The 23992-nt window shown below is 61.1% G+C and carries 31 protein-coding genes and 3 pseudogenes; 17 read left to right on the forward strand and 17 right to left on the reverse strand.

What is annotated here, in order from left to right; all coding sequences use genetic code 11:
• The first annotated feature begins 400 nt into the window (after window positions 1-400).
• Window positions 401-823 carry a hypothetical protein gene (locus tag QRQ56_RS31100; protein WP_438745138.1) on the forward strand — a complete coding sequence of 141 codons (423 nt, stop codon included), beginning with the start codon at window positions 401-403 and terminating at the stop codon, window positions 821-823.
• Window positions 824-1132: 309 nt separating this feature from the next.
• Here QRQ56_RS31100 and QRQ56_RS31105 read toward each other — a convergent pair whose 3' ends face one another.
• Entirely contained in the window at window positions 1133-1762 is a 630-nt protein-coding gene (locus QRQ56_RS31105) for an NAD(P)/FAD-dependent oxidoreductase (protein WP_438745139.1), read from the reverse strand.
• 394 nt (window positions 1763-2156) lie between these two features.
• On the opposite strand from QRQ56_RS31105, the gene QRQ56_RS31110 reads away from it, so the two are divergent.
• From QRQ56_RS31110 to QRQ56_RS31125, 4 genes and pseudogenes are all read left to right on the forward strand, one after another.
• On the forward strand, window positions 2157-3035 hold the full coding sequence (locus tag QRQ56_RS31110; protein ID WP_438745140.1) for a DUF72 domain-containing protein: 879 nt from the start codon (window positions 2157-2159) through the stop codon (window positions 3033-3035).
• Between the two features lie 106 nt (window positions 3036-3141).
• The gene (locus QRQ56_RS31115) at window positions 3142-3387 is read left to right on the forward strand and encodes a hypothetical protein (RefSeq protein ID WP_438745141.1); all 246 of its coding nucleotides are present in this window, start codon (window positions 3142-3144) and stop codon (window positions 3385-3387) included.
• Between the two features lie 33 nt (window positions 3388-3420).
• Window positions 3421-3615 (forward strand): DUF6894 family protein, encoded by a 195-nt coding sequence (locus QRQ56_RS31120; protein ID WP_438745142.1) that lies wholly within the window; start codon window positions 3421-3423, stop codon window positions 3613-3615.
• Between the two features lie 250 nt (window positions 3616-3865).
• Window positions 3866-4477 (forward strand): annotated as a pseudogene (locus QRQ56_RS31125) (YihY/virulence factor BrkB family protein); the annotation flags it as partial.
• On the opposite strand, the gene QRQ56_RS31130 reads toward QRQ56_RS31125, so the two are convergent.
• The 3 genes and pseudogenes from QRQ56_RS31130 to QRQ56_RS31140 all read right to left on the reverse strand — a co-directional run bounded on the left by QRQ56_RS31130 (window position 4468) and on the right by QRQ56_RS31140 (window position 6452).
• The gene (locus QRQ56_RS31130) at window positions 4468-4707 is read right to left on the reverse strand and encodes a DUF2171 domain-containing protein (RefSeq protein ID WP_438745143.1); all 240 of its coding nucleotides are present in this window, start codon (window positions 4705-4707) and stop codon (window positions 4468-4470) included. The pseudogene QRQ56_RS31125 and the gene QRQ56_RS31130 overlap by 10 nt on opposite strands.
• A 75-nt stretch (window positions 4708-4782) precedes the next feature.
• Window positions 4783-5128: pseudogene (locus tag QRQ56_RS31135) on the reverse strand (YihY/virulence factor BrkB family protein); the annotation flags it as partial.
• Window positions 5129-5414: 286 nt separating this feature from the next.
• Window positions 5415-6452, reverse strand: a complete 1038-nt coding sequence (locus QRQ56_RS31140; RefSeq protein WP_438745145.1) for an alpha/beta fold hydrolase — start codon at window positions 6450-6452, stop codon at window positions 5415-5417.
• A gap of 281 nt (window positions 6453-6733) precedes the next feature.
• Here QRQ56_RS31140 and QRQ56_RS31145 point away from each other — a divergent pair, with 281 nt between their 5' ends.
• The 5 genes from QRQ56_RS31145 to QRQ56_RS31165 all read left to right on the forward strand — a co-directional run bounded on the left by QRQ56_RS31145 (window position 6734) and on the right by QRQ56_RS31165 (window position 9354).
• Window positions 6734-8371, forward strand: coding sequence for a sensor histidine kinase (locus tag QRQ56_RS31145; protein ID WP_438745146.1), 1638 nt, complete (start codon window positions 6734-6736; stop codon window positions 8369-8371).
• A 2-nt stretch (window positions 8372-8373) separates the two neighbouring features.
• Window positions 8374-8748: a response regulator gene (locus QRQ56_RS31150; protein WP_438745147.1), complete on the forward strand. Its 375-nt coding sequence runs from the start codon at window positions 8374-8376 to the stop codon at window positions 8746-8748.
• Window positions 8745-8882, forward strand: a complete 138-nt coding sequence (locus QRQ56_RS31155) for a hypothetical protein (protein WP_438745148.1) — start codon at window positions 8745-8747, stop codon at window positions 8880-8882. The genes QRQ56_RS31150 and QRQ56_RS31155 overlap by 4 nt, the downstream gene beginning before the upstream one ends.
• A 49-nt stretch (window positions 8883-8931) precedes the next feature.
• Window positions 8932-9153 carry a DUF6894 family protein gene (locus tag QRQ56_RS31160; RefSeq protein WP_438745150.1) on the forward strand — a complete coding sequence of 74 codons (222 nt, stop codon included), beginning with the start codon at window positions 8932-8934 and terminating at the stop codon, window positions 9151-9153.
• 102 nt (window positions 9154-9255) lie between these two features.
• Window positions 9256-9354 carry a hypothetical protein gene (locus QRQ56_RS31165; RefSeq protein ID WP_438745152.1) on the forward strand — a complete coding sequence of 33 codons (99 nt, stop codon included), beginning with the start codon at window positions 9256-9258 and terminating at the stop codon, window positions 9352-9354.
• Window positions 9355-9401: 47 nt separating this feature from the next.
• On the opposite strand, the gene QRQ56_RS31170 is transcribed toward QRQ56_RS31165, so the two are convergent.
• From QRQ56_RS31170 to QRQ56_RS31190, 5 genes are all read right to left on the reverse strand, one after another.
• On the reverse strand, window positions 9402-9686 hold the full coding sequence (locus tag QRQ56_RS31170) for a hypothetical protein (protein WP_438745154.1): 285 nt from the start codon (window positions 9684-9686) through the stop codon (window positions 9402-9404).
• A gap of 527 nt (window positions 9687-10213) precedes the next feature.
• Window positions 10214-11749 (reverse strand): methyl-accepting chemotaxis protein, encoded by a 1536-nt coding sequence (locus QRQ56_RS31175; RefSeq protein WP_438745156.1) that lies wholly within the window; start codon window positions 11747-11749, stop codon window positions 10214-10216.
• Window positions 11746-12654, reverse strand: coding sequence for an MCP four helix bundle domain-containing protein (locus tag QRQ56_RS31180; RefSeq protein WP_438745157.1), 909 nt, complete (start codon window positions 12652-12654; stop codon window positions 11746-11748). Before QRQ56_RS31180 ends, QRQ56_RS31175 begins: the two co-directional genes overlap by 4 nt.
• Window positions 12655-12686: 32 nt before the next feature.
• Window positions 12687-12980 (reverse strand): hypothetical protein, encoded by a 294-nt coding sequence (locus QRQ56_RS31185; protein WP_438745158.1) that lies wholly within the window; start codon window positions 12978-12980, stop codon window positions 12687-12689.
• Window positions 12981-13079: 99 nt separating this feature from the next.
• Window positions 13080-14813, reverse strand: coding sequence for a methyl-accepting chemotaxis protein (locus QRQ56_RS31190; RefSeq protein WP_438745159.1), 1734 nt, complete (start codon window positions 14811-14813; stop codon window positions 13080-13082).
• Window positions 14814-15594: 781 nt separating this feature from the next.
• On the opposite strand from QRQ56_RS31190, the gene QRQ56_RS31195 reads away from it, so the two are divergent.
• Window positions 15595-15816 carry a hypothetical protein gene (locus QRQ56_RS31195; RefSeq protein WP_438745160.1) on the forward strand — a complete coding sequence of 74 codons (222 nt, stop codon included), beginning with the start codon at window positions 15595-15597 and terminating at the stop codon, window positions 15814-15816.
• Window positions 15817-16040: 224 nt separating this feature from the next.
• On the opposite strand, the gene QRQ56_RS31200 is transcribed toward QRQ56_RS31195, so the two are convergent.
• Window positions 16041-16316, reverse strand: a complete 276-nt coding sequence (locus QRQ56_RS31200) for a c-type cytochrome (protein ID WP_438745402.1) — start codon at window positions 16314-16316, stop codon at window positions 16041-16043.
• 766 nt (window positions 16317-17082) lie between these two features.
• On the opposite strand from QRQ56_RS31200, the gene QRQ56_RS31205 reads away from it, so the two are divergent.
• The gene (locus tag QRQ56_RS31205) at window positions 17083-17256 is read left to right on the forward strand and encodes a hypothetical protein (RefSeq protein ID WP_438745162.1); all 174 of its coding nucleotides are present in this window, start codon (window positions 17083-17085) and stop codon (window positions 17254-17256) included.
• 189 nt (window positions 17257-17445) lie between these two features.
• On the opposite strand, the gene QRQ56_RS31210 is transcribed toward QRQ56_RS31205, so the two are convergent.
• The 6 genes and pseudogenes from QRQ56_RS31210 to QRQ56_RS31235 form a co-directional block, all read right to left on the reverse strand.
• Window positions 17446-17844 (reverse strand): hypothetical protein, encoded by a 399-nt coding sequence (locus QRQ56_RS31210; RefSeq protein WP_438745164.1) that lies wholly within the window; start codon window positions 17842-17844, stop codon window positions 17446-17448.
• A 26-nt stretch (window positions 17845-17870) separates the two neighbouring features.
• Entirely contained in the window at window positions 17871-18113 is a 243-nt protein-coding gene (locus QRQ56_RS31215) for a hypothetical protein (RefSeq protein WP_438745165.1), read from the reverse strand.
• A gap of 332 nt (window positions 18114-18445) precedes the next feature.
• Window positions 18446-18685 carry a hypothetical protein gene (locus QRQ56_RS31220; RefSeq protein WP_438745166.1) on the reverse strand — a complete coding sequence of 80 codons (240 nt, stop codon included), beginning with the start codon at window positions 18683-18685 and terminating at the stop codon, window positions 18446-18448.
• Between the two features lie 386 nt (window positions 18686-19071).
• Window positions 19072-19278, reverse strand: coding sequence for a hypothetical protein (locus QRQ56_RS31225; RefSeq protein ID WP_438745167.1), 207 nt, complete (start codon window positions 19276-19278; stop codon window positions 19072-19074).
• Window positions 19275-19513 (reverse strand): annotated as a pseudogene (locus QRQ56_RS31230) (hypothetical protein). The gene QRQ56_RS31225 and the pseudogene QRQ56_RS31230 overlap by 4 nt, the downstream one beginning before the upstream one ends.
• Window positions 19506-19637 carry a hypothetical protein gene (locus QRQ56_RS31235; protein WP_438745169.1) on the reverse strand — a complete coding sequence of 44 codons (132 nt, stop codon included), beginning with the start codon at window positions 19635-19637 and terminating at the stop codon, window positions 19506-19508. Before QRQ56_RS31235 ends, QRQ56_RS31230 begins: the two are co-directional and overlap by 8 nt.
• A 264-nt stretch (window positions 19638-19901) precedes the next feature.
• Here QRQ56_RS31235 and QRQ56_RS31240 point away from each other — a divergent pair, with 264 nt between their 5' ends.
• From QRQ56_RS31240 to QRQ56_RS31255, 4 genes are all read left to right on the forward strand, one after another.
• On the forward strand, window positions 19902-20828 hold the full coding sequence (locus QRQ56_RS31240; protein ID WP_438745171.1) for a Ku protein: 927 nt from the start codon (window positions 19902-19904) through the stop codon (window positions 20826-20828).
• Window positions 20825-21160 (forward strand): hypothetical protein, encoded by a 336-nt coding sequence (locus tag QRQ56_RS31245; RefSeq protein ID WP_438745173.1) that lies wholly within the window; start codon window positions 20825-20827, stop codon window positions 21158-21160. Before QRQ56_RS31240 ends, QRQ56_RS31245 begins: the two co-directional genes overlap by 4 nt.
• Entirely contained in the window at window positions 21160-21822 is a 663-nt protein-coding gene (locus QRQ56_RS31250; RefSeq protein WP_438745403.1) for an HAD family hydrolase, read from the forward strand. The genes QRQ56_RS31245 and QRQ56_RS31250 overlap by 1 nt, the downstream gene beginning before the upstream one ends.
• Before the next feature lie 119 nt (window positions 21823-21941).
• The gene (locus tag QRQ56_RS31255) at window positions 21942-22643 is read left to right on the forward strand and encodes a GrlR family regulatory protein (protein ID WP_438745174.1); all 702 of its coding nucleotides are present in this window, start codon (window positions 21942-21944) and stop codon (window positions 22641-22643) included.
• Between the two features lie 68 nt (window positions 22644-22711).
• On the opposite strand, the gene QRQ56_RS31260 is transcribed toward QRQ56_RS31255, so the two are convergent.
• A complete protein-coding gene (locus QRQ56_RS31260; RefSeq protein ID WP_438745175.1) occupies window positions 22712-22975 on the reverse strand; it encodes a hypothetical protein in 264 nt (87 codons plus the stop codon).
• A gap of 203 nt (window positions 22976-23178) precedes the next feature.
• On the opposite strand from QRQ56_RS31260, the gene QRQ56_RS31265 reads away from it, so the two are divergent.
• Window positions 23179-23832, forward strand: coding sequence for an AMP-binding enzyme (locus tag QRQ56_RS31265; RefSeq protein WP_438745176.1), 654 nt, complete (start codon window positions 23179-23181; stop codon window positions 23830-23832).
• Window positions 23833-23992 lie beyond the last annotated feature (160 nt).

A 23992-nucleotide genomic window follows, 5' to 3' on the forward strand; every position in this document is an offset into this window, starting at 1 on the left:
CTAACTCCGTGATCCGAAACCACGTCGCTCCACGTTCACGACGAGGTTCGGCCCAACCATACTTGACGACGTTGGCCTTCACGCGCGCGCCGCCCGGGACATCCCGAACCCAACTGCCGTGCCGCAGGTAATGCAGAAACTGCCTGTAATGGATCGTGAGCTGGGGAGAATTTGCAGGCGGCTCTTTGTAATCATCCACCACTGCCCTCACTCCTGTCCGACGATTCGACCGCGCGTCACATACTCACCTTTTCGAGCATCCGCTAATTAACAAATGTGAAGGGATGCGTCGGGAAACTCTTCAGCTATCGTGCCACATGCCTCTCAGTATAGTCGATGCCCTCCCCATCCCGCGTGAACCGAAAATGAGTTATCGTGCTCGCGACTCAGAGAGGAGCGCATGGCCAAGAAGAAATCGATCGTCGATAGAATCTCCAGCAGCGTTGGGGAAATCGTCGACCATGCGACGAGTGCAGCAATGGAAGCTCTGAAGCCGGATCCCGCGCAGATCGCGGGAGAGACTAACGAGCAGGTATACATCTCCGATGCTGCGGCCGTCTCACCACGGATCATCCCTATGAAAAGGAAAAAGCGCAGTCCGTCCCCCTTGAGGGCTAACAAGCGGGTCGCTGCAGCGATGGCTAAGGGGAGACCGGCCGACCCCAAGAAAGCGATCAAGAAAACATCGACGAAGGCCACCAAAGGCACCTCGAAGAGCGCCGCAAAGCCTCCATCAAGGAAGGTGGCTAAGAAAGCTACTGTCACCTCGAAGAGGGTAGGCAAGCGAGCGCAAAAGAAGGCCGTCAAAAAGCGCAAGCGGTGACCGAGGCAACCGTCTGCTCCTTTTAGGAACGACCCGCACCTTGCACTCGCTCTCAGGTTGAGTTCATTTGGGACCTGCGTTTTGGTCCAGGGAAAGAGTTGCCGCTGCAAGAAGCCTTTTTCGAATCGCTCCTGTTTCACGAGGGATGGATTTACATGTTGCTTGACGTTTGAACCCGACGTTCGCGAATGGCATTGCGCCCCGCCCCACTGACAGTTTCGCCCGAAGGCGGTTGGCCCTGCCATTCCCCAAGCGCTGGCAGAAGATGAGAGAACGTCTTGAGGGAGCGCTTCGCAGAGCGAAGCGATTTTAGTCGCAGAAACCGTCACGCCGGAGAATTGCCTTATTGATCGCAACGGCCGCCTTTGCGCCTTCCGCGATAGCAACTGCGACGAGCAAAACGTCGCGGGACACGTCGCCTGCGACATAGAGCCCGGGCCCTGTCGTTTCTTCCGTCAGAGCGTCGGTAATGACCCCTCCCTTCTCGTCCCGCTTGCAACCGAGCCGCAGAGGCAGATCCGAGCCTTGATGACATCCGGTAGAAAAGAAGATTCCCGTGCGGGAGAGGTCAGGTCCGTTTTCAAAAGCGATTGACGAAAGAATGCCGCTTGCGCCGTGCAGCTCGCGGATAGGTTCCGTGCGCAACGACACACCGTGCTGTTCAAGTCTTTTCACAACGGCTGCGCTTACTTCGGTACCGCCACTGCACACGACTACATCATCGATCCAGTGCTTCATCATGATGCCTAGCTCTGCGCCTTTGTCGCCCTTGCCGTATGCGGCCACAGGTTGACCCGCGTATTCGAAGCCGTCGCAGTAAAGGCAATGGTGGACGGAAACGCCGTAGAGAGCATGAATGCCGGGAAGGTCAGGGATTTCGTCAACAATGCCGGTGGCAAGCAAAACTTCGCGGCAATGCCACTTGCTCCGTCCTCGCAAGCAAACCGGAACCCTTCTTCGCAGGGTTCTATCTCAGTCACCCGCTTTTGCCGCATCGATACGGATTCATGGCGCATGAGCTCCTCCCGTCCCTCCTGAAGAAATTGCGCGGGGGATCGACCGTTTGACCCGAGGAGTCCGTGGATTTCCTTTGACGCGCGGTTGCGCTGCTGCCGGTCATCGCAGAGGAGCACGGTGCGGCGGCATCGCCCCAGGATGAGTGCGGCGCTTAAACCGGCGGGGCCGCGCCCGACTATCAATACGTCTATGTTCATCGCGCTAGTTTCCTGCACTCATTGGAACGGTCTCTCCAACCCGGAACTTAGAGTGCCGGTTCCTGCGCTAGGTATTTTGGAAAGCAGAGATCATGCCACGGGCAGACACGCCAACTCAAATGGTGAAGCTGACGTTAGAGGAATGGCGCGAGCGGCGCCGGCTTCGGCGCGAGAAGCAGCGCGAAAATAATATTCTTCGGGCAGCCAAGATGCACAAAGCCCGCTTGAAGATGGAAGCGGATGGCGCAACGCCCCCGCCCCGTTTAAATGCGTCCGTCTATGTTGGCTGCTCGGGCTGGCGCTACTGGAAATGGCGCGACCTGTTTTACGACGGGGTGCCGCAGCCGGAATGGTTTAAACACTACGCGGGCGTATTCGACACAGTTGAGATAAACGCCTCATTTTACTCATGGCCGACCGTCGCCGGCGTACAGGCCTGGCGACGCCAGGCGGGCGGCGAGCACGTCGTCTATACAGTGAAGGTTTGCGAGCTCATCACGCATATTAAAAAGTTCACAGGCACGAAAAAACTTGTGCGGGATTTCGGCATGATCGCGGATCTCCTCGGCGCGCAGATGGGATGCTTCCTCTTCCAGCTGCCGCCGAGCTTCCGCTATACCAAGGCGCGCCTGAATGCGATCGTAAGCCAGCTCGAGCCCGCACGCCGCAACGTCGTCGAGTTTCGACACAAGAGCTGGTGGAACGAGGAGGTCTACGAAGCTTTTCGCAAAGCCGCGATCATATTTTGCTCGTGCAGCGGGCCGCGCCTTCCCGACGAACTCGTCCGGACGGCGGAGGAAGTTTACGTGCGCCTCCATGGGCCTGAGCGCTGGTACCGCCACAATTACTCGGACGAAGAACTTCTGAAGTGGGCTAATAGGATCAAGGAGAGTGGCGCTAAGCGAGCCTGGGTATACTTCAACAACGACTACGACGCCCATGCGCCCGCTAACGCGAAAATCCTGCATCGCATGCTGGCGCTTCCGAGGCCGAAATGACGGGCCGCCAGTCCCGCTTAGGAACCCTTGCGGCAGCCGTTACTTGACCTAAGTGTCTCAACTAGCGGGGCTTAAGAACCCCCAAGCAAGGCAGTGCGGAGCGGACATGCTTCTTTGGTTTTCGGCGCTGACACTCATGGCCGATGCGCTAGAGGTCATGGATATGCGGCTCCGGCAGATGGCCGCCGGAAAAGGCACCTCCGACGAGATGTTCCTCATGGTGACGGAGAAGCTGGACGCCGCCACAGAGGCCGGTTCGATTTTCATTCGCGACGGCGACTACGGCAAGGTCCTCGATCATTACAAAAAAATCGTCGCGGCGAATGTCGAGCGGCTGTCGGCCAGGCGTTAGGAACGCTGCCGCGAAAACCGCGTTTCAGCCCTTATGAAACAGTTCTTTTTCGATCTTGCCGGCTCTGTTTCTGCCCATGACAGGGTCGGGCATCCATGCGTGTCCCGCCGCGAGGCGAAGGAGCACGCGAAGTTCATAGCCCATCGCATTGGCGCCGAGAAACCGGAACTGTCAAAGCGCGGAATTTTATTCGGGTGCGGGATGAGAGCGGCGCTGAGATTTACGTAGCGCCGATCCATTTCGAACCTTATCACCGCTCCCGGTATGCAGCTTAACGGCCGAGCGGTCCTTTTCCTTCTGCGGTCTTTTTAGCTGGCCTTCTTCTTCTCGACACGCACAACCTTGAATTTTTTGGGTGCCCTTTCTTACAGTGCGCTTCAAGGCCACCATGAACTCTCGACTTCCTGTCGCGCTCCGTCCAGGTGCTTACATCATCAATGTTCTTTACGGCGCCTTTCCGCGTTGTCTCCCGTCGGCTTATGGCAACATCGAGCAGCACCGCATCCTCGCTCTCGCTGCCGGCATGACCTACTACAGCATCCTCGCGATCTTCCCGGCTATGGCGGCTCTCGTCGCCATCTACGGGCTGTTCTCCGACCCCGGCAGCATCGCGAAGCATTTAGACCAGATTTCCGGATTCGTACCGGGCGGCGCCATCGAGGTGGCGCGCGACCAACTCACACGGGTGACGTCGAAAGGTCCCCAGTCGCTCGGCGTGACCTTCGCGATCGGTCTCGGCATTTCGCTCTGGAGCGCGAACGCTGCGATAAAGTCGCTTTTCGACACCTTAAACATCGTTTATGGCGAGCCCGAAAAGCGCGGCCTTTTAAAGTTGAACGCAATATCGCCGGGATCCACGGTGGCCGCAATCGTGTTCGTGATCTCGGCGCTCTCTGCGATCGTCGTAGTGCCAGTCTTGCTGGCCGGCCATGTTCGTCGCCGTCGCCTCGGGGCTTCGAAAGCCCTTTCTTCGTGGCGTACTCGATCTCGGCCTTGCCGTCGTGGCGTATGCGCCACGCCTTCTTTTTCGAATATTTCGCATTTCGCGGCACCCATAAATTGTCCTCGCGGGCGTCGCCGTCAGCTTTGACCATGCTCCCAGTATGAGACGATGTCGGAGCCAGTCCTATTAAGATGCACGTGCTGATCGACGCGGTCGACCCATGAAATCGGAATGAAATGTTGACGCTGACCGCCCGGCGAACTCAGCCTCGTCAGCTTGATCTTGTTGGTTCCGTCCAAATGATCGACTTTTCCGACCATCATCCTATCGGACGAAATCACGTCCATCTGTTCCTTGATCTTCGAAACGTCTGTCATCGTACCTCGAGTGCAGCAATTTCATCGAGCTCTACGGAGCCGGTTGCGGCCCTCGGGAAACCGGTCCCGATAGCGTCAGCTTTTGGCCTTCGCGCTACCCACCGTGTCCGCCATTTGGGCCCCCTACTACCAAGCGGTTTCGGAGCACCTGTCGTGGTGTCGTGCTCTGTCTGGTGCTCCATTTCTGCGTTGAGCTCGGCTCCCAGCAGGATCACGATTGCCGAGATCCAAAGCCATGTCATGAAGCCGATGATCGCGCCAAGAGAACCTAGGTTTCGTTGAACGTGCCGAAGCCTGCAGCATACCAGGAGAACAGTGCGGAGGCGCTCAGCCAGAGGATCGTGGCAGCCGCGCTTTCCCAAGTGATCCAGGACCAACGCGGCGCCTCGCGGCTCGGCCCGAAGCGGTAGACGCAGGACAGCCTGCGGCGCAGGCAATCAGCCTCATCCTGGATTCGGCGATCCTTGGACTCTATTACCTAGCCGGCGTGACCGGCGGTTGGGTCGGTACGGCTTACGCTGCGGCGAGTATCGCCTGGACCGGCTTCATGTTGGCTGCTTCCGAGTTGCATCTCACGGACCGCTTCCGCGATCACTATTTGACGGTTCCGCAGAGCTTCGGCAGCATCACTATCCAGTTGGTGGCGATCTACCTAGCGCCGGAAGTCGGTATTTACCGCCTTTGCTGGACTTTACGTGAGCGCCCGACTAGCCATTCGTAGTCATGACGTCCCTCGGATCACTGCCGCCTCCAGCGGAAATGGAGGCGGCCTCGTCGATCGCTGCCATCAGGATTGCCGCTTCCGTCTGTTGAATCATGTGTCCGGCGCCCGCGATGCGACGCAACCTGCTATTTCGGATCACGCGATGTAATCGCACCGATTGCTCGACGTCGATTAAACGGTCGTCCTCGCCCGCGAGGATGACGGTTGGCACCGTGATTTCGCTGTAGGTCTTCGAGGCGGCAACGGCCATTGGTACCATCATCGCAGCCTCCTCGGCACTGGCATGGAGTTGAGACGGTCTCAACGCCATCTCGACCGGAAAGGCCGCGAACTTTTCGGGGACCGGCTTCGGTCCGAAGAGCTTGCGCATGAGCCCCGGCCACATCAACCGCGCAAGGATTGGCGAGATGGTATTGCTGATGACGTCACCAAGCACGGGAATGGCCGGAATGGACGGCGCCGCCAAATCCGGCCGATAGGTCGGAAAATAATATCCGGACGCGAGAACCAAGGCTTCTACCGATGCTCTGTGTCTCAGAGCCATCGCGGCGGCAATCGAAGCTGCCCATGAATGTCCGAGCACGACCGTTCGGTCGATGTCCATCTTGTCGAGCGCTTCCTTAAACAAGTCCGCTTGTTCGTTCGGCCCCCAAATTCGACCACGGGGTCGCGCGCTGTGACCGAAGCCCGGACGATCGAATGCGATCACCCGAAACCTCTCGGCTGCGAGATCGATCAGATTGCTCGACTGGAGGTCTTGGATCATGGTCCCGTTGCCGTGGAGCAAAACCAGCGGCCGGCCCTCGCCGCGCTCGACGTAATGGAGCCGCACACCGTGGACATGGATGAACCTGCCCATAGGAGGATTTTCCCGTTCGGCCTTCCGCGCGAGCTGTCGGTTCACAACCGCCGTCGCGGCCAGCAAGCCGGTCGCGAACACGGCCGTCGCAACAGCGGGCCGTTGCCTGAGTGCGGCCAGAGCGTGGTGCGGAACGGATGAAAAACGTGGGCGTGGAGCCATTTGGGGTGCCTCGATATGATCCGCCGGCCCGGCGGAAGCAGAGAAGCGAACCCTCGCCGTCTGTCTACGTTCCTGGTGACCTTATAACCCGCTCCCTTTTGGAACTTTGGAACCCGGCTGTGCGTTTGGTTCCGCGGGGGAAAAATGACGAAGTTCAACGCTCATAGCGGCTTCCAGGTTGACGGATGGCGGCGAAAGCCTGGGACGGCCGTCCCAGTTCGCACGCCGATGGCCGACTGATGACTTCTTCTTCCGAAACTCGAGGGGCCCGACCGCGGCGGTTGCGCACCTATCTCACGCTGTTCGCCCTCGCGCTGATCCTTCCTGTCCTTGCTGTCTCTTTTTTCGGCCTGAACCGAATGGCAGCCATCGAGCAGTCGCAGATCGAGCGCCGCGTCATGCAGATCGCTCAAAATCTCCGTTTCGTCGTCGATAGGGAGCTAGACAGAGCGCTTGTGACCCTCGAAACGCTGGCGACATCATCCGAGCTTCGCAGCGGCAATCTCGGCGCATTCCACCAGCAAGCGGTTCTCGCGCTGAAGCCGAAGAAAGCCGCGATCGTCCTGATCGACACCGCGTATCGACAGCTCGTCGACACGCTCAAACCCTACGGCGCCGAGCTGCCGCCCACCTCCGACCCGGTCACGGCGCAGCGGGTTATCGACACTGGAAAGCCCCAGATATCGAACCTGTTCAAGGGGTCCGTCAACGGTCTGCCGGTCTTCAACGTGGAAGTGCCGGTGTTCGACGACGAAAAGCGCGTCCGCTACGTGCTGATCATGTCCTTCCAGGCCGCATTCGTCGCCGATGTTCTGGCCGAGGTCAGGCTTGATCCGGCATGGCTCGCGGGTGTGACGGGCAGCGATGGCAATGTCATTGCCCGGTCCCAGCAACAGGACGAATACGTAGGCAGACCTTTGCCGGCCGAGCTGTTCGAGCAGACGAGAAACGCCGAGCGCGTCTATCCGGCCGTCAATATTGCCGGAGAGCGTATCTTGCGTGCGACCGCCATGTCTGAGCGGGCGCCTTGGTTCATATCCGCGACCGTCCCCCTTTCCCACACCCAAGAGCCTTACGATCGGAGTCTATTCTTCGCCGTTATACTGGTCGCAGTGGCGCTCGTCCTCAGCGGGTCTCTTGCCTACGTGTTCGCCAGGCTCATGGCACGGCCTCTCGATGAAGCCACACACGCGGCGGCAGCCGTTGGTCGGGGCGAGGACGTGCACGCCCGCCGAACCTCGCTCGTCGAAGCGAACGTTCTCATCGACACTTTGGCAAAGGCATCGGCGGAATTGAACGAGCGCGCCCAACACTCTGATTTTCTCATGCGCGAACTCGTTCACCGTGCCAAGAACCAGCTTGCCGTCGTCAAGGGCATGGCGCTGCAGACTGCTCGCGAAAGCGCCACCGTTAACGAATTCATTGGCAAGTTCGACCGCCGTATCCTTGGACTGGCACAGTCGCAGGACCTTCTTCTCCGTCAGAACTGGCGAGGAGCGTGGCTCCGCGACTTAGTGCATGCCCACCTCGAGCTCTTCGGGGTGGGGCCTCGTGCCCGAATCTACGGTCCGGACATCTTCCTGGACACGACAGCCGTTCAGAACGTCGGTTTTGCACTCCACGAACTCGCAACGAACGCGTCGAAATACGGTGCGCTGTCGAACGAAGCTGGACGCTTGGCGGTGGTTTGGCAGGCGCTGGAGGACAGTTCGGTCCGGGTCATCTGGAGCGAACACGACGGCCCACCTCCGCGCAGGGAACAGGAAGGATTCGGCCATCGCGTGATCACTGATCTCGTTCCGCGCGCGCTAAACGGATCATCGAAATTGGAATTCACGCCGCAGGGCGTGAGGTGGGAGCTTACGATACCTGCTGACCACATCGTCCGACGGACCGATCACCAACCTTTGCAGGGGTAAATGTGGACGCGAACAAACTGAAGGTGCTGATCGTCGAGGACGAGTTCTTCATCGCTCTGGACGCCGAGGATCAGGTCGCGTCCCTAGGCCATACGGTGGTGGGGACCGCAGTTTCTGCCGAACAGGCGATCCGGATCGCGGGCGAAGAAAGACCGGACGTCGTCCTGATGGACATCAGGCTAATCGGTCCAGTCGATGGCATCGCCGCCGCGCTCGAAATCCGCTCACGGTACGGGGTCGAGGCGATTTTTGTGACGGCGAATACAGATCCCTCCACGTTGGCCCGAGCCGAATCCATCGAACCCCTTGCCGTGCTGCAAAAGCCGCTAACCAAGGATAGGCTGGCTGCGCAACTGGCAAAATTGCCGACGAAATGACGATCCAGGCCGGCTTGGTAGCTTCAGGACGTGATGGGAAGGAATCCAATGCTTTGGCATGGGAGGAGCGTTCGGTGACGGCGCTGAATCTGAAGGAACTGCGCGAATTGCCGAGTTCGAAGAACGATACCTGAGGAGCCGGGTCGCCTAGGAACGGCATCTTGATCTCCACGTTCGCCCCCGATGCCGCGATATTTTTTGCATGTTCAGGGCGCTCAATCGTTCCAGGACGGCGACGGGCCGACTTTGGCCAACGGCGCCGCGGCGTTAAACGAGGCCAAGCGTTTCGCGCGCGACATCGAGCCCGGAGCAACTTGGCGCTTGGAGGTTCATCGAAAGAGTCGCCCCCTCTACTTCTACAAGGTCAACTCGGGAGTCCTCGGCAGGCAGGCCCATCGGCCATGATGGAATTCGCACCCTATCTGGGCGGGCTCGCAGCCACACTCGCGTCTCTTTCCTACATTCCTCAAGTCCGGAAGGCTGATCCTTTGGATCATCTACGGCTTCATGCGGGGCGACCGGGTGATCGTTTGCGCCAACGTTGTGGGAGCAGCACTCGCTGCTACCGTTCTCGCCTGCAAAGTGCGGGATCTGAGATCACCCTAACGGCGGCGCCAAGCGGTTCTCGCCGAGCGCCGCTTGGTCAGTTTTAATCACTTGCTCGGCTGCTTGGCGGCCGGCCCGCTCTTGTTACCCGGCAGACCTTTGATGTTGGACGTGTCCTGCTGCTGCACCGCGGTATTCGTTCCGCTCGACGCTCCAACAGTGTCGCCGGGCTTCGCCGCCGGACCGTTCTTGTTGCCCGGCTGGCCGGCGATCCCCGTTCCTGAACTCTGAGCGCTGGGTGCTCCAGATGCACCGGACTGGGTGGTTTGAGCAACGGCAGCCGAACCGGTCAGGGCAAGCGCAAGCGCGAAACTACTGACGATCAACTTCATGGCGTTTCCTCCGATAGAGAAGCCCACAGGTAGTGACTTCCATCGCAGCAACGTCTCGGGCGGCGGCTCGTTCCGAAAGCATTGGAGATGTCTGGAGCAGGCAAGAAAATGGGCACATCAGGCAGATGATGCGGTCCTGGAAATCGGCGCGAAAATATACGGTGCCGAAGGAATCCAGCCACCGAGCAAGGATTCGATGGTCGCCGCCCGCTTGATGATCTTCAAGAGGCCGCCCGGGCGCGATCCCTCGCTTCGCGGCGGCGCTCTCGACGCTGACGTCGACGCAGTGCCCGGTCGGTCGGCTGCCGCAGCGGCGGTACCGGCTCGTCGACTACCTCTTCCGCTGCCGCCTCGACTGCTTGGCCAGAAGCCCCGCGATCTTCCATGATGTCTAAGACGCCGCCCGGAGCAATCGGCAAAACAGATTCAATAAAATCAACAGGTTAGCCGAGAAACCGAAAGCCTTTGAAAACAACGGGCGAACCTTTACGTGGTCCCCCTGAAATCTAGCCCGCGCGCCCTCCTTACTAAGCGGCGACATCACGCTCCCGAATGGCATCTTTGAGTATCTTTTCAGCGGCCTCGGTAAGGCGGCGGAATTTTATCATTGTGCTACCGTCTTCCAGTCGTCCGATAACGCCGGTCAGTCGGGCCGAAAGACCGTCGATTAGCATGGTCACGGGACGTCCGATTTTTTGAGGATCAAACGCCTGTTCTAAAAGGGCTCCCCCCTCGGAAATGTTTAGCACCCGCGCTCGCACGGCAACACCGGCGATCTCCAACGTTGCGTCACGATTCAGGTCGATCCGATCGTGTATGCGCCGATTGACGTCGGCAGTCGAGGTCCTGACCACTTGGACCAGGATCGATCTCAGCCCGGCAACCTTGTCGGCGATATCGGCGGACCCAGCCTGGATGTCGTGAGCGCGACGGCCGGTTTCGGCCGCCTCGTTGGAGACCTTAACGATTTGCGTCGCGACCTCGCGTGCGGCTTGGGCGGACTCCTCCACCGTGCGCGCGATCTCCGACGTCACGCCGTCCTGCCGCTCCATGGCGTCGGAGATCGAGGAGGACAGCGTCTCGATCCCCTCGATGACCTTGCCGATGGTCGCGATCGACGAGACCGAATGCTGGGTCGCGGATTGCATTTCGGAGATCTGCTGAGCTATCTCGCTGGTCGCCTTCGCGGTCTGCTCGGCCAGGTTCTTGACTTCGGACGCGACCACCGCGAAGCCGCGCCCGGCATCGCCGGCGCGGGCGGCCTCGATGGTGGCGTTCAGCGCCAGCAAATTCGTCTGGCCGGCGATCTCGCTGATCAGGCTGGTCACGGTGCTTACCTTCGTGGCGGCATCCGAGAGCTTGAAGATCGTATCTTGAGCGCTTCGAGATGCGGAGACCGCTTCGATCGTAAGGTTGCGCGAGGATTGCACTTGGGAGGCGGTCTCCTCGATCGACGCTCGCATAGCGGTCGCGGCCTTCGCCAACGTCTCCGAGTTCGCCAAGGCCTCTTCCGCGGCCGCCGCAACGCTGCTCGAATTGCTGCCGAGGGATGCCGCGCTCTCGTTCATCTGCGAAGCGTTGCAAGCCATATGCTCCGTGCGGGTAGCGACTTCGCCGACGGCCGCATTGGTCTCGCGTTCGACGGTCGCGGCCATCTGTTGCAGGGCTTCACGTTTCTCCTCTTCAGCCATCGTGCGGCGGGTCCGCTGCTCCTCGAGGTCGAAGCCGAGTTTCGACTGCATCGCCTGCACGTCCCGCAGCGAATGTCCGAGTTCGTCGTCGCGCTCGACCACGATGCGGCTGTTGTAGTTTCCCTGTTGTATCTGCTCCATCGCATCCTTCAGCCGGCGAACCGGCCGGCCGATGGCGCCCATCATCAGCCAGCCGAGGCAAAGGCCCGCGAACAGCGCCGCGATCAGGACGCTGATGGCGCCGGAGAACATCCAGCCATAGCGTGCCTGGGCCGCCTCGAACTCGTCCTTCGCGACGTCGACCTGTAGCTTAATCAGTCCTTCCATGTCGGTGCGGGCAGCGGCTAAAGCGGGGACCGCCTGGTCGGTCAAGAAAACTTCGAGTTGGTCAAACCGTCGCTCCTCAAGCATTTTGACCGCGGGCGCAAGGCCGCGATCTGCTTCCTTCCTTCGAAGGAATCGGCCAGTTTCTTTTCTTCCGGCGTGAGATAGGTCGCCAAGTATTCCGACCAATATTTCGCGGCGACCTCCCTATTCGAGACAATGCGCTTAGGAATATCGTTCGTCGGCTTGCCTCTCTTGGCAAGCGAGACGGCTTCATACATCAGCGTCGTCGTCTGCTTCAGGCCGTCGTTCACCTGGAACAACTGGTACAGCGGTATGGTCCGGTCCTCGTATATCGTCTTCATCCCGGCGTTGACGTCCTTCAGCGACACAAGGCCTGCCGCGCCGATGGCGACCACGAAGAAGGCCTGCAGCGCGATCATCGTCGTCAGCCGCGCTCGGAGCGTCGCCGTGAACGGCGAAAGCCGGTCCGTCCAAGAACGACGGCGAATGATGCCGGCGGACACGCGGTACCTGCCGGCCTTCTTCTCGTTGATCAAGGCATAGACGCGCTCGGCCTCCTCGCGTTGATCCTGGGCGAGCTTTGTCCGGATTGACATATAGCCCGTGATCTGGCCCGCTTCCCATATTGGGGTCGCGCTGCCCAGCACCCAGTAGAATCCACCATCCTTGCGCCGGTTCTTGACCGCCCCCGCCCAGGGCTTTCCGGCCTTCAGGGTCGCCCAAAGATCTTCGAACGCCTCGGGAGGCATGTCAGGATGACGCACGATGTTGTGTGGTTTGCCGAGGAGCTCATCCTCGCTGAAGCCCGACACCGCGATGAACTGATCGTTGACGAAGGTGAGACGGCCTTTCGCGTCGGTCTTCGAAACGATCATGGTGTCATCGTGAAGCTGATATTCGACGTCGGTGACTGGCAGATTCTTGCGCATGACTGGTCGCCGTTGAAGTTCGAGGAACAGGATCAAGTAAAGGAGACGGCCGACCGGTCGCGCCCGGCCAATGCTTGGAGGTCGCGCAGCTGCACGCGCGCGGACTCCATAAGGTGCGCCTGCGCCGTTAACGAGGCGCGCAAAATGGGGCTCAGGCCGTCGATCAGTAGGAAGTTGACCGCGGCCCTCTCGAGGCCGTCGACGAGAGTTCCGAGCTCTTCAACGGTTCGCTGCTGGGCGCTACCGACTGCGCCCAGCAGCGAGGTCAACTCCAACGAAGTCGTAGACGGGCCACGCCGCGTCGAGAACTCGAGAATGTCTGCCATGGGAAAGTATCCGTCAGATGGGCGCGCAACGCGACGAAAAATACCCGGCCTAGCTTAATCACGCGCGAATTAGTCTATCGGAAAATCGCAACCGTGCGATCATGCCGCCCGCACCTTCGCGAGGAAGCCGTCGACTTCCTGCTTGAGCTGCTGACCGTCGGTTGACAACGACTTGGCGGAAGCGAGCACCTGCGCGGAGGCGGCGCCGGTTTCGGTCGCCCCGGACTGGACCTCGACGATGCCGGACGAGACCTGCGTCGCGCCGACGGCGGCCTGCTGAACGTTCCGAGAGATCTCCCGCGTGGCGTTGCCCTGCTCTTCGGCCGCGGCGGCGATGGCGCCGGTGATCTCCGACATGTTGTCGATCGTGGCCATGATGCCCTTGATCGCGACGACGGCGCCGGACGCTGTGGACTGGATCTCCGAGACGTGCCCCGAGATCTCTTTGGTGGCGTTGGCGGTCTGGGCGGCAAGCTCCTTGACCTCGGATGCCACGACCGCGAACCCCCGCCCGGCTTCGCCGGCGCGTGCGGCTTCAATGGTGGCGTTGAGCGCCAGCAGATTGGTCTGCTCGGCAATGGCAGTGATCATGCCGACGATGTCGCCGACCTTGTCCGCCGCAGCCGAAAGCTTCACCATCGACTGGTCGGTTGTGCTTGCCTTGGAAACGGCCTCACGCGTTATTCTGGACGATTCTTCGATCTGCCGGCCGATTTCGGCAGCTGTCGCCGCCATCTCTTCCGTCGCCGCCGCCACGGATTGAACGCTGGCCGACGCCTCCTCCGACGCGGAGGCGACCGTCGTCGACAGTTCGCGGGTCGAGGATGCCGTATTCGACAGCGCGGACGCCGCCTGCTCGAGGCTTGCGGAATTGGAGGACACGCGCGAGATGATGCCGCCGACGGTATCTTCGAAGGACGTGGTGAACTGTTCCATGTCGCGCTTGCGCTGGGCGATGGACCTGGCTTCTGCTTCCGCCTGTTCTGCCCGCAGACGCTGCGTCTCGATCAGATTTTCCTTGAAGACCTGGGTCACGCGCGCCATGTCACCGACCTCGTCGCCGCGATCCAGACCGGTGATGGAGACCGACAATATTCCGCCTGCGAGCTCCTTCATGGCCGCGACCATCGACGCGATCGGACGGGAGACCGCGAAGACGCTCATTAGTCCCGCTCCGATCAGAACCAGTATCGCGGCTCCGCCGACCAGCGCGGAAGTCCTTCCAGAGGACGTTATGACTGAAATCACGTCGGCTTTATCCGCTTCCGCCCGCGCAGATGCGAACTCGACGATTTTATCCGTTACTTCGTCGATCTTGGCCGACACCGGGAGGGTGCCGTTGCGCGCGAGGTCGGCTACCTCCTCTTCGAGTGCACCGACTTCGGACATGCGTGCCGAGGCTTGTGCGGTGATCATCTTGTGACGGTTGACGGCCACGCGTCCTCCGACCGCGGCATACGCGTCGATTTGCCTCTGAAGTTCCTGGATCCTGCCTTTGTTTTCGGCGGATGCAGAACGTCTGTACATGTCTGCTGCGAGCTTCGAGGCAGCCTCGCGCGCGGCGGCCAATCGGTCCTCGCCCGCTTTGGTGTCGGCCTCGCTCTTGGCAAGGCGAAGGTCTCGGACGAACACCTGCATGCGGCGGGCCTCGCCTTTGGTCTCGAATGCAAGTCTGGCGATCTCCTGTTGGTCGATGGCATTTGAGATGCCTCGTTCGACGGTCGCGTTGCCGACGGTCTGATTGACGATCATCGCCGCGACGAAGAGTATCCCCAGGATGGAAGCGCCGACAAGTTTGGTGGAGATGCGGAGTCGGGAGAGGAAACGCGACATGGTTAGGTCCGATCGGTGCAGTTGACGATTTCCGTCAGCCTTTCACCGAGACGCGCTCCAGTCGTTGACTTGGCGCAACCTGGTGACTGTAAAGCGATGCAATACTACTTCTGATTTTAACGATTTCTTCACGATCGGTCGGACGGTCGCGAACCAAGTTTCGATTGAGCTATCTCAAAGCGAAGCAGTGTCGGAAGTCATACGCAGCAAGTCCAGTCGGATCGGCCTCCATGAGCGCATTCGTCTTCACCTGCCCAGTCGCCCGCACACCCGTCCAGCACTGGAATGCCCCCGGAAGCGGAATCCGGTCGCGGTGACGCGTACGTCGCCGTGCAGTGCCAAGTCTGCGCGAGGCTGCCCTCCTCAACACGACGACCGGAAAACTACTGGGCGGGAAGTGAGATGTCGGCCGATGCTTTCGGCGAGGATCCGCTTCCAGCAAAAGGCGGTCTGCCTATCCTTCAACCTCGCCCACGTCGGCACCCATCTCCATGGCGACATCGCCGGCGAAAGCGCGCCCGAAGACAAGTTGCCTCTTGGAACGATCCCGATTATTACCGGTACATCGATCCCTCCGGGTACCGCACCGAGGAACCGAAATAGGCGCGAAAGTTCCAGAAGCGGACGGCCTCGGCAACCTGTCCGATGACACCGCTTCGCTTGCTCAACGCGGCGGGGGCGTCATCTGTCCGACAACCCCGTGGGATCTGTAGTCCCGCGAGCTCAAGGATTCGCGCATTCTGGCGGCCGATGATACGCGGTAGGCTCGGGGGAGCCAGCGATGGCCATCTATCGCCTGTTGCAAGATCTGCCGCTTGGACCCGAGGAGACCGCCAATCTCGTTTGGGCCTATGAACACGCGTTGAAGATGCACGGTCTGGTCGACCGCAACGACCCCGTTACTGAGCTCGTCGCCATGAAGATCATCGAGATCGGCCGGCGCGGCGTGCGAGATCCGCAGCAAATTTCGGATGCTGCGATCATAGAGCTCGGTCCGAACTAATCGGCTCACGGCTGATCGCTGCTCGGGGAGCATCACCTTCCTCCGCTTCGCCCATCCTTCGATAGTCCCGCGCGATCTCCTCCAGCGCCCTGCGAGTCTCCGCATTGGACGCCAGCGCCGCTTGCGTTTCCACAAGCCTTTGTAGGCGGCGGTATTCGCTCATTGGTGTCCAACGAGACGCTCTTGCCGTCGTTCCTGCCTCCGGACAAAGCCGCCGTCCGGATTCACCTCAGGGAACGGATATAGTTGGCAAGGTCTGCGACTTCCGCGCGATTGAGCGCGACGGTCGGCATGTTGGGGTGGGGCATGAGCAGCAGAAACGCCAGCTTGTTCTGATTGAAGTCGGGCGTCCTCGCGATTTGGCCGAACGGCGGCGCCTGATAGGTCGCGCTCGTTTGGTTGCGATCGACAAGATGACAGCTTGCGCACCAGCGTGTGGCGATGTCCTTGCCGTTCTGAGGTTCGGCAGCCGCTGCAGGTGCGGCGCTCGCGAAAACCAGGCTCGCGACGGCCCCAAGTCTAAATGCTTTTCGGCATTCTAGGTCTCCATCGCTTCAGAGGGGGAGCGATCGGTCCTCCGCGGACCGAGCTCAGGAGGGGAAATCGGCCGGATCCACCTTCAGGCGGTCAGCATGAAGGGACCAGTCGTCCGTGCCGTGAATCTCGCAGAATCGGTCCTTGGCTTTTTGCTCCGCCTAGCGCTTGTCCCGCGTCCAGTTCGACGGAGGTCTGGCAGACTTCCTCGTTCTGCCCTTTTTCTCCGAGGACCTGCTTGATGAAGCGAAGGATGAAGCGGGACATTTCATCTCCAGAGAAAACCGTTTGCCGCGTCAGCTTCATCCAGCATCGTCGCTGCCCGTGCTCGAATGCAAATCAGCCCCGGCTTCCGAAAGGGAGCGCCGAGGCCGATGTTCGCTGCGTCTATCCTTTGTCTCTGGCCGTCAAACCCGCGGTGCTGGCTTTCGTTCCATCAAACGAATCGGCGGAGCCGCTCTCGAAGCCGACTCTTCGGTAGCGGTCGCTTGGCGCAGCAGCGGCCAAGAGGCGAAGCCGGAGTGCCTAGGAGTCCGGGCTTCGCCTCGTCGCGCAATCGGCGCCGTAGCGCCCGATGCGATTCAATCCTAGTTCCGGCCGTGCGGTTCGCCTTGACCCAGCTCAACTTCCGGCGAGGACCATAAGTAAACCTCCGCAATTTCGCGAAGCTCTGGGCGGGGGCATGTTGAGGCCATGCAGCGCCAGATCCTATTCAAATGCCCGCGCACGGAAATGAACGTTCAGGTCCGGCTGGACGAAGAGTATCTGGAAGCTCGCAAGCCCGAGGACACCCACGTCTCGGTGCCGTGCCCGGCCTGCACCTCGCTGCACTTCGTCAACACCACGACCGGCAAGGTTCTCGGCGCTCGGAACGGACGGCCGCTCGGCGATCAAGACCCCACCTGATCCGTCACGTCTTCGACATGGTGCAGCAGAAAGGCCAACCGCCCATCGTCATCGTGGATCGGCGAGTTGATCGGCTGCAATGACGCTCGACAAACGATCCGTCCGGATCGCGGATGTCGTAGCGCTGCACGGCCATGGCGTGGGCCCGACCGGTCTGCGCGACCCTGCGTAGGGAGACGAAGAGGTTGCTCACTCCGTCCGCGAGGGGCTCTCCGGGTTGTCGGGGAAGACCTCGAAGAGCGAACGACCAACCAAGCTGTCCCGGTCCGTGAGCGTGGCTTCTGCGTAAGCTGGGTTGATGTCGACGATCTGCAGGCCGGGACCCGGGTCCAGAAGCATGTAGGGATGCGGCGAGCGATCGAAGTCCGACGGCAATTGGTCCCGGAGTTCGGAGCCGTCGCCGACCTTTCGGCGCGCCTTTCCGACCGGCGAATTCTGAGCTCCATGCTGTTCGGCTTCAATCAGGGCAAGCTCGCGCCTGTTGCTGGCCAGCAGTCCTATGAGCGTGCGCTGCAGAGCGGCATCGCTGGTCTCGGCCAGCAGCCTCTCGAAGTTCGCGATGTTCTGTTCGCAGATGAATTTCTTCATGAAAACTTGAAGTCGGTACTTGGCCGCTAGTCCATTTTCGGTGAAAGCAATCCTTCGATGCATCTTCGGAGCTCTTCGGCTTCGAACGGCTTTTGAAGGACGGGGCGGTTTCTGAAGCGCTCCGGAATGCCTTCGGGACCATAGCCGCTGGCGAAGGTGAAGGGAATGTTCCGAGCCGCCAGCAGTTCGGCGAGCGGACGGCTGCTCCCATCGAGAAGCTGAACGTCGAGGATCGCAACGTCGAAGCTCGCATTCGCGGCGAACTCCATGGCCTGTTCACGTCGCCGGCTTCGGCCGCGACCGTATGCCCAAGATCGGTCGCCATGTCGGCGACCATCATCCGGATAAGATCCCCGACCAACAATATCGCTGGCATTGACGCTTGTTCCGATTTTGGAACAGCATACCGCTGACGATGGGCCGTGTCACCGGTCTTCGGCCGGGAGATCTCCCCGGGGCGCCGGCTTGCGCTGGAGACCTGACGAAGCCGCAGGCGTGCACGCAAGTGCGTTCGGCTGGAGGAGCGATCACGCGGTCAGCCTGCTCAAGTTGGGAGATGCCTCCCCCTGGCAGGAATAATTAGGGCCATGGCCGGGAAACCTCAGCCAGAGATCGCGTCGCCGTCGCTGCCTTTTGCGCGCCAATAGCGCTGTCGAAGCCGCGGCGCGATCAGCCACGCGATGGCTGCCGACGCCAGGAAGCTAACTGCGATCATCGCCGGGATTGCGGTCATTGCATTTGATTGCGCGGAGGTCAGCAGAATCGCGACCATTCCCGCTCCGAAGAGCACCGCTTGGACCATCATGAAGACCATCGCCGCGATCTGAAGTCTCACTGACATGCAAAGTCTCCCGAATTCATCTTCGGGGACAACGCCGATCGAATTTCGCGGGTTCCGCGGCACAGTCTGCCGGCGGGGCTTTTACTGGACGGCCGCTGCAAAACGAAGATCGGCCTCGGCAGCCATATTGCTGCCGAGGCCGATCGCGTTCTCGAAACTGTTCAATGCTTCGCCGTCCAACCCGCAGTCCCGGACTTCGTTCCGTCGAACCTGCCCGCCCGTCGCTCTCGGAGCCGACGTCGCATCTGCGGTCGCAAATAGAAGGCGGAGCCGGGATTGCCTAGGAGTCCGGGTCTCCGCAACCGTAACAGCACCGGAGCGCGCGCTCATGCCGCTCGGTACAATTTCAACTCTACGCCTGTCGGGGCGGTTCGCTTTGAGCCAGCTCAATTTCCCGTGGCTGCAGTGCCTCCGGGCCGGAGGGCGTCCAGCTCGCGACAGAGGTCATCGACCTTCGCCCGCATGCGCGTGAGCAGGAGTTCGGCCGACGCGGTCGCCACTCCGGCCCGCTGCAGCATCCGGATCTCTCGCTCCTGGGCGCGGATCTGTCCCCGCATGCGGGTGATCTCGTTACGAATCCAGTCCAGCTTCACAGCGCGCTCAAATCGTCGGGCACATCGCCGAACTTGCGGATCAGCCTGGCGTCGCTGAAGTCACCGCTGGACGGGTCGCCCGTCCGCGAGAACGCGATGGCGCCGGCGTGCCCCGGAGGGCTTCGGCCCGCATCACGGCCGCGTTGGCGCTCAGGCACTCGGCCGGCTCGCCGGCAGCCACCCCGTCGTCGGAGAAAACGAACGGCAGAGCGACGTAGTAAGTCACCTCAGACATCTGCTTCATCCTTGCGCTCGCCCGCCCCTGGAAGCCGCCCCCGGGCGTAGCCGGTGGAGACCTTCCTCCGGAGCCCGTCGAGCTGGGTCTCGAGAAAGTCGTTGGCGACGATCAGGGCCTTCACGGCCTCCCGGGCGTCGCCGCGGCAGGCCGCGATCGCCTGTTCGGCGGCGGTCTTGAGATCGTCGCGGGCGGGGCCGCTCTGCTTGGAGATCGCGCTAATGCGATTATGTTCCCGTTTCGTTCGCAGGAGTCAAGCCCGCTATCCTGATGCCCATCACGCGGCGGCGGCCTCCGGACGAATTCGGGGGATGGCGGTCCCGCATGTCGGAACTGGTCCTGCTCGTTCGTCTTGAATCAAAGCCTATCGAACCGGAGTTCTGCGTACATGGCCCCACGCGCCAATTGGAAAGGCTTCCTTCGGCTGTCCCTCGTCACCTGCCCGGTGGCGCTCTATCCTGCCACGTCCGAGAGCGAGAAGATCTCGTTCAACCAGCTCAACCGGCAGACCGGCCACCGCATCAAATACGTGAAAGTCGATGCGGACACCGGCGACGAGGTGTCGAACGAGGACATCGTCAAGGGCTACGAACTGGAGAAGGGCCAGTACATCGAGGTCTCCAAGGAAGAGCTCGAGGAGATCGCGCTGGAGTCCACGCGCACCATCGAGATCGACGAGTTCGTCGCGAGGTCCGACATCGATCCGCGCTATCTGATCCGCCCCTACTACATCCGTCCCGACGGGAAGGTCGGGCATGACGCCTTCGCGGTGATCCGGGAGACCATCCGCGAGATGAACAAGGTCGCCATCGGTCGCGTGGTGCTGACCAACCGTGAGCACATCATCGCGCTCGAGCCGATGGACAAGGGCTTGGTCGGCACGCTGTTGCGCTATCCTTATGAGGTGCGCAGCGAGCAGGAATATTTCGACGAGATACAAGACGTGAAGGTCACGAAAGACATGCTGGATCTCGCCAAGCACATCGTGAATCAGAAGGCGGGACGGTTCGATCCGGACAAGTTCGAGGACCACTACGAAACCGCGCTTATCGACCTTATCAACCAGAAGCGCGCCGGCAAGGCGATCACGCCGAAGGACAAGCCGGCGGCGACCAACGTGGTCAACCTGATGGAGGCGCTGCGTCGGAGCGTGGGTCAGGAAGCCGCGCCGGCGAAGGCGAGCAAGGCCGCCAAGAAGCCGCGGAAGGCGGCGGCCGGCCAGAAGGAGATGCTGATGCCGATCGCCGGCAAAAAGCCGGCCAAGGAGGCCACGGCCAAGAAGCCTGCCTCGGGGGCGCGGCGGAAATCGGCATGAAGCATCCGGTGACTCCGGATGGACGGTACTTCGTCGTCCGCGGTCGGCTGTGGCGGATGTCCAATCCGGACCTGGATGAGGCCGAGAGATCGAAGCTGACGAAGCGGTTGATGACCGCCAGGCGAGGGGTTCGGGACGCGAAGGCCAGCGAAGATCCGGAAGCTGAGGCGGCGGCCCATCGCGCCGTGGATGAAGCCAAGAGAACCCTCGGAGAACGCGGTCCCGTCTGGTGGACTGATGGATCGCCGGATCTCAACCGCCACATGGCGAAGAACACGCTGTACGCTGAATGGTACGCGAAGCTAGGGCAGGCGCGCCCAGGAGAGACATGATGCCAAAGGCAGCCATCTTCGACATCGACGGGACCCTGATAGATTCGGTCGATCTGCATGCGCTTGCCTGGCACGAAGCAATGGTCAAGTTCGGCCATGACGTGAGCTTCGAGCAGGCCCGGGGCCAGATCGGCAAAGGCGGCGACAAACTAATTCCGCACTTTTTGACCGACGACGCGCAGCGGGACCACGGCAAGGATCTGGAGGAATGGCGCGGCCGACGGTTCAAGAGCGAATATCTGCCGTTGGTGCGCCCGTTCACCGCGGTCCCGGACCTCCTCAGGCGCGTTCGCGACACCGGCGTTCGGATCGCCGTCGGTTCGTCGGCCAAGAAGGACGAGGTCGCCGAGTACCTCGACATCGCGCGCGTCACCGATCTGATCGAGGTCACCGCCTCGTCGGAAGACGCCGAGGAGTCCAAGCCGGCGCCGGACATCTTCGAGGTCGTGCTCCGGAAACTAAGACTCGAAGGTGCCGACGCTGTCGCCATCGGAGACACGCCGTACGATGCGGAAGCGGCAGGGAAAGCCGGTATCCGTACGATCGGCGTTCTCTGTGGCGGGTTCACGGAGCAGTCGCTGCGACAAGCCGGATGCGTCGAGATGTATCCCGGGCCGGCCGGCCTGCTTGCCTGCTTCGAGGATTCGCTCCTAGCAAGATGAGTCCCACCCGAAAAGGCATGATCAACGCGAGCCTCGAAGCGGCGATTTGCTCTTGAGTTACCAGCCGCCTTTTCGCGTACCATCTGACTGGCTATATACGTACGCACAGCGGGGTTAGGATGTTGTTTGACGGTTTGTACAAGTGCGAGTATCGCGCTGGCCCCGTGCTGAACCGTAGCGTCATGCATGTGCGCGGCGGCCGCATGCTGGGGGGAAATTCAGCTTTCGCCCACGTCGGAAGCTACGAAGAGATCGACGGCGTGATCGTCGGTCGCGTAGCCGGACAGCGCCATGCCCTGAATTCCGAGGTGCGGCAGCTTTATGGTGCGGACGATGATGAGCTGATCCTGCGCGGCCGTGCGGTTGGCACTTCCTATCATTTCGACGCCTCTCCGGTCCGGCTCCCTGATCAAGTGATGCATGCGGTGATGACCAACTTGGATGAGGAGTCGTTGCCGCCCCCTGGAAAGGTCGGCAACGGCGGCATCCCGAATGGCCTTTACGGGCTTCGCATCCGCGCGCTTGATGGTATTGAAGGCGGACTGACGGGTGTGATGCTGCTCGAGGACGGCCGTATGCTGGGCGGCGACGCCTTCTTCTACTATCTGGGCTCTTACTCCTCTGCGAATAACCGCTGGCGCGGTGAAATCGTCAACCAGGAACACACGGCGGCTCGGGACGCGATCTTCGGCGGGTACGAAGTGGGCATTGGCTTTTCGGGCCGCTGCGAGGCCAACGGCGCGAATTGGGAGGCGACGGCGCTGGCCGGAAAACGAAGCTTCCAACTGGCGGCCGAGATGACGCTCCTGCACAGGATCTGATCGAGAGTTAAGGCCCTGCAGGTGAGTCCCCGAGAGCCGCAAAGCTACCAGTCGAGCTGTCGGTTCGGTCAATCCGGCCGGCACTCAGGGCAGATATCGCCGATCGAATCCAGCACTTCGCGGACTTCGGCGACCGCCTGATCCGGAGACAAGCCCTCCGGTGGCTCCTGCCTGGCAATATCCATTGCGTGCTCGCGCGCATGAGGGTCGGCCTGGTCTTTAGCCCAGCCGTGCTCCTCGCATTCATGGATGGCGCCCGCCTCCTGCAGCACATGGATCGCCCAGCCGAGACGCGTCCGGATCGCCGGTCGTCTTTCCTTCGTCATGAACATCGACATCGCTCCTGCCAGGAGGAAATCCTGTCGCCCGCCTGCCCGTTCCTGGCGGTTAGCACGGGTCAGGGATTCGCAAACAGTGAGGCTGAGGCTTGTTCCCCTGTTCCGCGGCTGTGAACAAACCATCGCTGGCCGGATTGACTTGGCCACCTCAAGTTTGATCGGCATTGCCAGGCGAATCCCGACGGCGGCGATGCCGTGTGCCTTGGCACGCCGGATGGCCTCTTGCGCGGCGCGCGCGGTCAGCAGCGCAGACCAGCGTCGATGACCCTAAGAAAGAACTCGTCCACACTGTCGCAAAGCCGCTCTGGAATGTCGAGGTGCGGATCGCCGATCCGGCTGATCTGAAAGTACGACCGGTCGGCAGGGAGGGCGAGATTCAGGTCCGCGGTTATCAGACGATGATCGGCTACTTTGACGCGCCCGAAGACACAGGCCAGGCCATCACAACTGACGGATGGCTCCGCACAGGCGATCTTGGCACACTCGACGAGCAGGGGAACCTGCGGGTTACCGGCCGGCTGAACGACATGATCATCCGCGGCGGAGAGAACATCCATCCGGTCGAGGTTGAAGCCTGCCTGCTGCGGCATCCTGACGTCGCGGATGTCGCCGTGTTCGGGGCACCAGATGAAAAGTGGGGAGAGGTCGTAGCGGCCGTCGTCCGCCTGTCACCGAACGCGACCGGGTGCGTGGAAAACCTGATAGAGCACTGCCGTGGCGCAATGGCGCATCACAAATCACCGACGCTCTGGTTCGCCTGCACCGAGTTTCCGCTGACGGCTTCGGGCAAGGTCCAGAAAATTATGCTCCGAGAGGCCTTGGCTGCCGGCGCGCTCGACAAATTGGGATAGCCAACGACGCTTAGCAGAAGCGCCATGCCCAATATGCAATGCCCCGATCCCGCCGCTCGGTGACGTCGATTCTATGAAACGGTCGTGCGCCAATGCGGCGCCGACCCAGAGTTCGTTCCAGGCGTCAAACACCGAGGGCGAGAGACTCTCCCGTTCCGAC

The sequence above is a fragment of the Bradyrhizobium sp. U531 genome (assembly GCF_051710265.1).
Taxonomy (GTDB): Bacteria; Pseudomonadota; Alphaproteobacteria; order Rhizobiales; family Xanthobacteraceae; genus Bradyrhizobium.

What these genes read in the sequence shown, in the direction of transcription:
- QRQ56_RS31120 (WP_438745142.1), top strand. Translation starts at nt 3,421, where the DNA reads ATGAAACAGTTCTTTTTCGATCTTGCCGGCTCTGTTTCTGCCCATGAC.
- QRQ56_RS31155 (WP_438745148.1), top strand. Translation starts at nt 8,745, where the DNA reads ATGACGATCCAGGCCGGCTTGGTAGCTTCAGGACGTGATGGGAAGGAA.
- QRQ56_RS31140 (WP_438745145.1), bottom strand. Translation starts at nt 6,452, where the DNA reads ATGGCTCCACGCCCACGTTTTTCATCCGTTCCGCACCACGCTCTGGCC.
- QRQ56_RS31250 (WP_438745403.1), top strand. Translation starts at nt 21,160, where the DNA reads ATGCCAAAGGCAGCCATCTTCGACATCGACGGGACCCTGATAGATTCG.
- QRQ56_RS31215 (WP_438745165.1), bottom strand. Translation starts at nt 18,113, where the DNA reads ATGGAGTTCGCCGCGAATGCGAGCTTCGACGTTGCGATCCTCGACGTT.
- QRQ56_RS31160 (WP_438745150.1), top strand. Translation starts at nt 8,932, where the DNA reads ATGCCGCGATATTTTTTGCATGTTCAGGGCGCTCAATCGTTCCAGGAC.
- QRQ56_RS31220 (WP_438745166.1), bottom strand. Translation starts at nt 18,685, where the DNA reads ATGTCAGTGAGACTTCAGATCGCGGCGATGGTCTTCATGATGGTCCAA.
- QRQ56_RS31260 (WP_438745175.1), bottom strand. Translation starts at nt 22,975, where the DNA reads ATGTTCATGACGAAGGAAAGACGACCGGCGATCCGGACGCGTCTCGGC.
- QRQ56_RS31205 (WP_438745162.1), top strand. Translation starts at nt 17,083, where the DNA reads ATGAACGTTCAGGTCCGGCTGGACGAAGAGTATCTGGAAGCTCGCAAG.
- QRQ56_RS31210 (WP_438745164.1), bottom strand. Translation starts at nt 17,844, where the DNA reads ATGAAGAAATTCATCTGCGAACAGAACATCGCGAACTTCGAGAGGCTG.
- QRQ56_RS31255 (WP_438745174.1), top strand. Translation starts at nt 21,942, where the DNA reads ATGTTGTTTGACGGTTTGTACAAGTGCGAGTATCGCGCTGGCCCCGTG.
- QRQ56_RS31100 (WP_438745138.1), top strand. Translation starts at nt 401, where the DNA reads ATGGCCAAGAAGAAATCGATCGTCGATAGAATCTCCAGCAGCGTTGGG.
- QRQ56_RS31195 (WP_438745160.1), top strand. Translation starts at nt 15,595, where the DNA reads ATGGCCATCTATCGCCTGTTGCAAGATCTGCCGCTTGGACCCGAGGAG.
- QRQ56_RS31240 (WP_438745171.1), top strand. Translation starts at nt 19,902, where the DNA reads ATGGCCCCACGCGCCAATTGGAAAGGCTTCCTTCGGCTGTCCCTCGTC.
- QRQ56_RS31110 (WP_438745140.1), top strand. Translation starts at nt 2,157, where the DNA reads ATGGTGAAGCTGACGTTAGAGGAATGGCGCGAGCGGCGCCGGCTTCGG.
- QRQ56_RS31165 (WP_438745152.1), top strand. Translation starts at nt 9,256, where the DNA reads ATGCGGGGCGACCGGGTGATCGTTTGCGCCAACGTTGTGGGAGCAGCA.
- QRQ56_RS31115 (WP_438745141.1), top strand. Translation starts at nt 3,142, where the DNA reads ATGCTTCTTTGGTTTTCGGCGCTGACACTCATGGCCGATGCGCTAGAG.
- QRQ56_RS31190 (WP_438745159.1), bottom strand. Translation starts at nt 14,813, where the DNA reads ATGTCGCGTTTCCTCTCCCGACTCCGCATCTCCACCAAACTTGTCGGC.
- QRQ56_RS31130 (WP_438745143.1), bottom strand. Translation starts at nt 4,707, where the DNA reads ATGACAGACGTTTCGAAGATCAAGGAACAGATGGACGTGATTTCGTCC.
- QRQ56_RS31245 (WP_438745173.1), top strand. Translation starts at nt 20,825, where the DNA reads ATGAAGCATCCGGTGACTCCGGATGGACGGTACTTCGTCGTCCGCGGT.
- QRQ56_RS31180 (WP_438745157.1), bottom strand. Translation starts at nt 12,654, where the DNA reads ATGCGCAAGAATCTGCCAGTCACCGACGTCGAATATCAGCTTCACGAT.
- QRQ56_RS31185 (WP_438745158.1), bottom strand. Translation starts at nt 12,980, where the DNA reads ATGGCAGACATTCTCGAGTTCTCGACGCGGCGTGGCCCGTCTACGACT.
- QRQ56_RS31170 (WP_438745154.1), bottom strand. Translation starts at nt 9,686, where the DNA reads ATGAAGTTGATCGTCAGTAGTTTCGCGCTTGCGCTTGCCCTGACCGGT.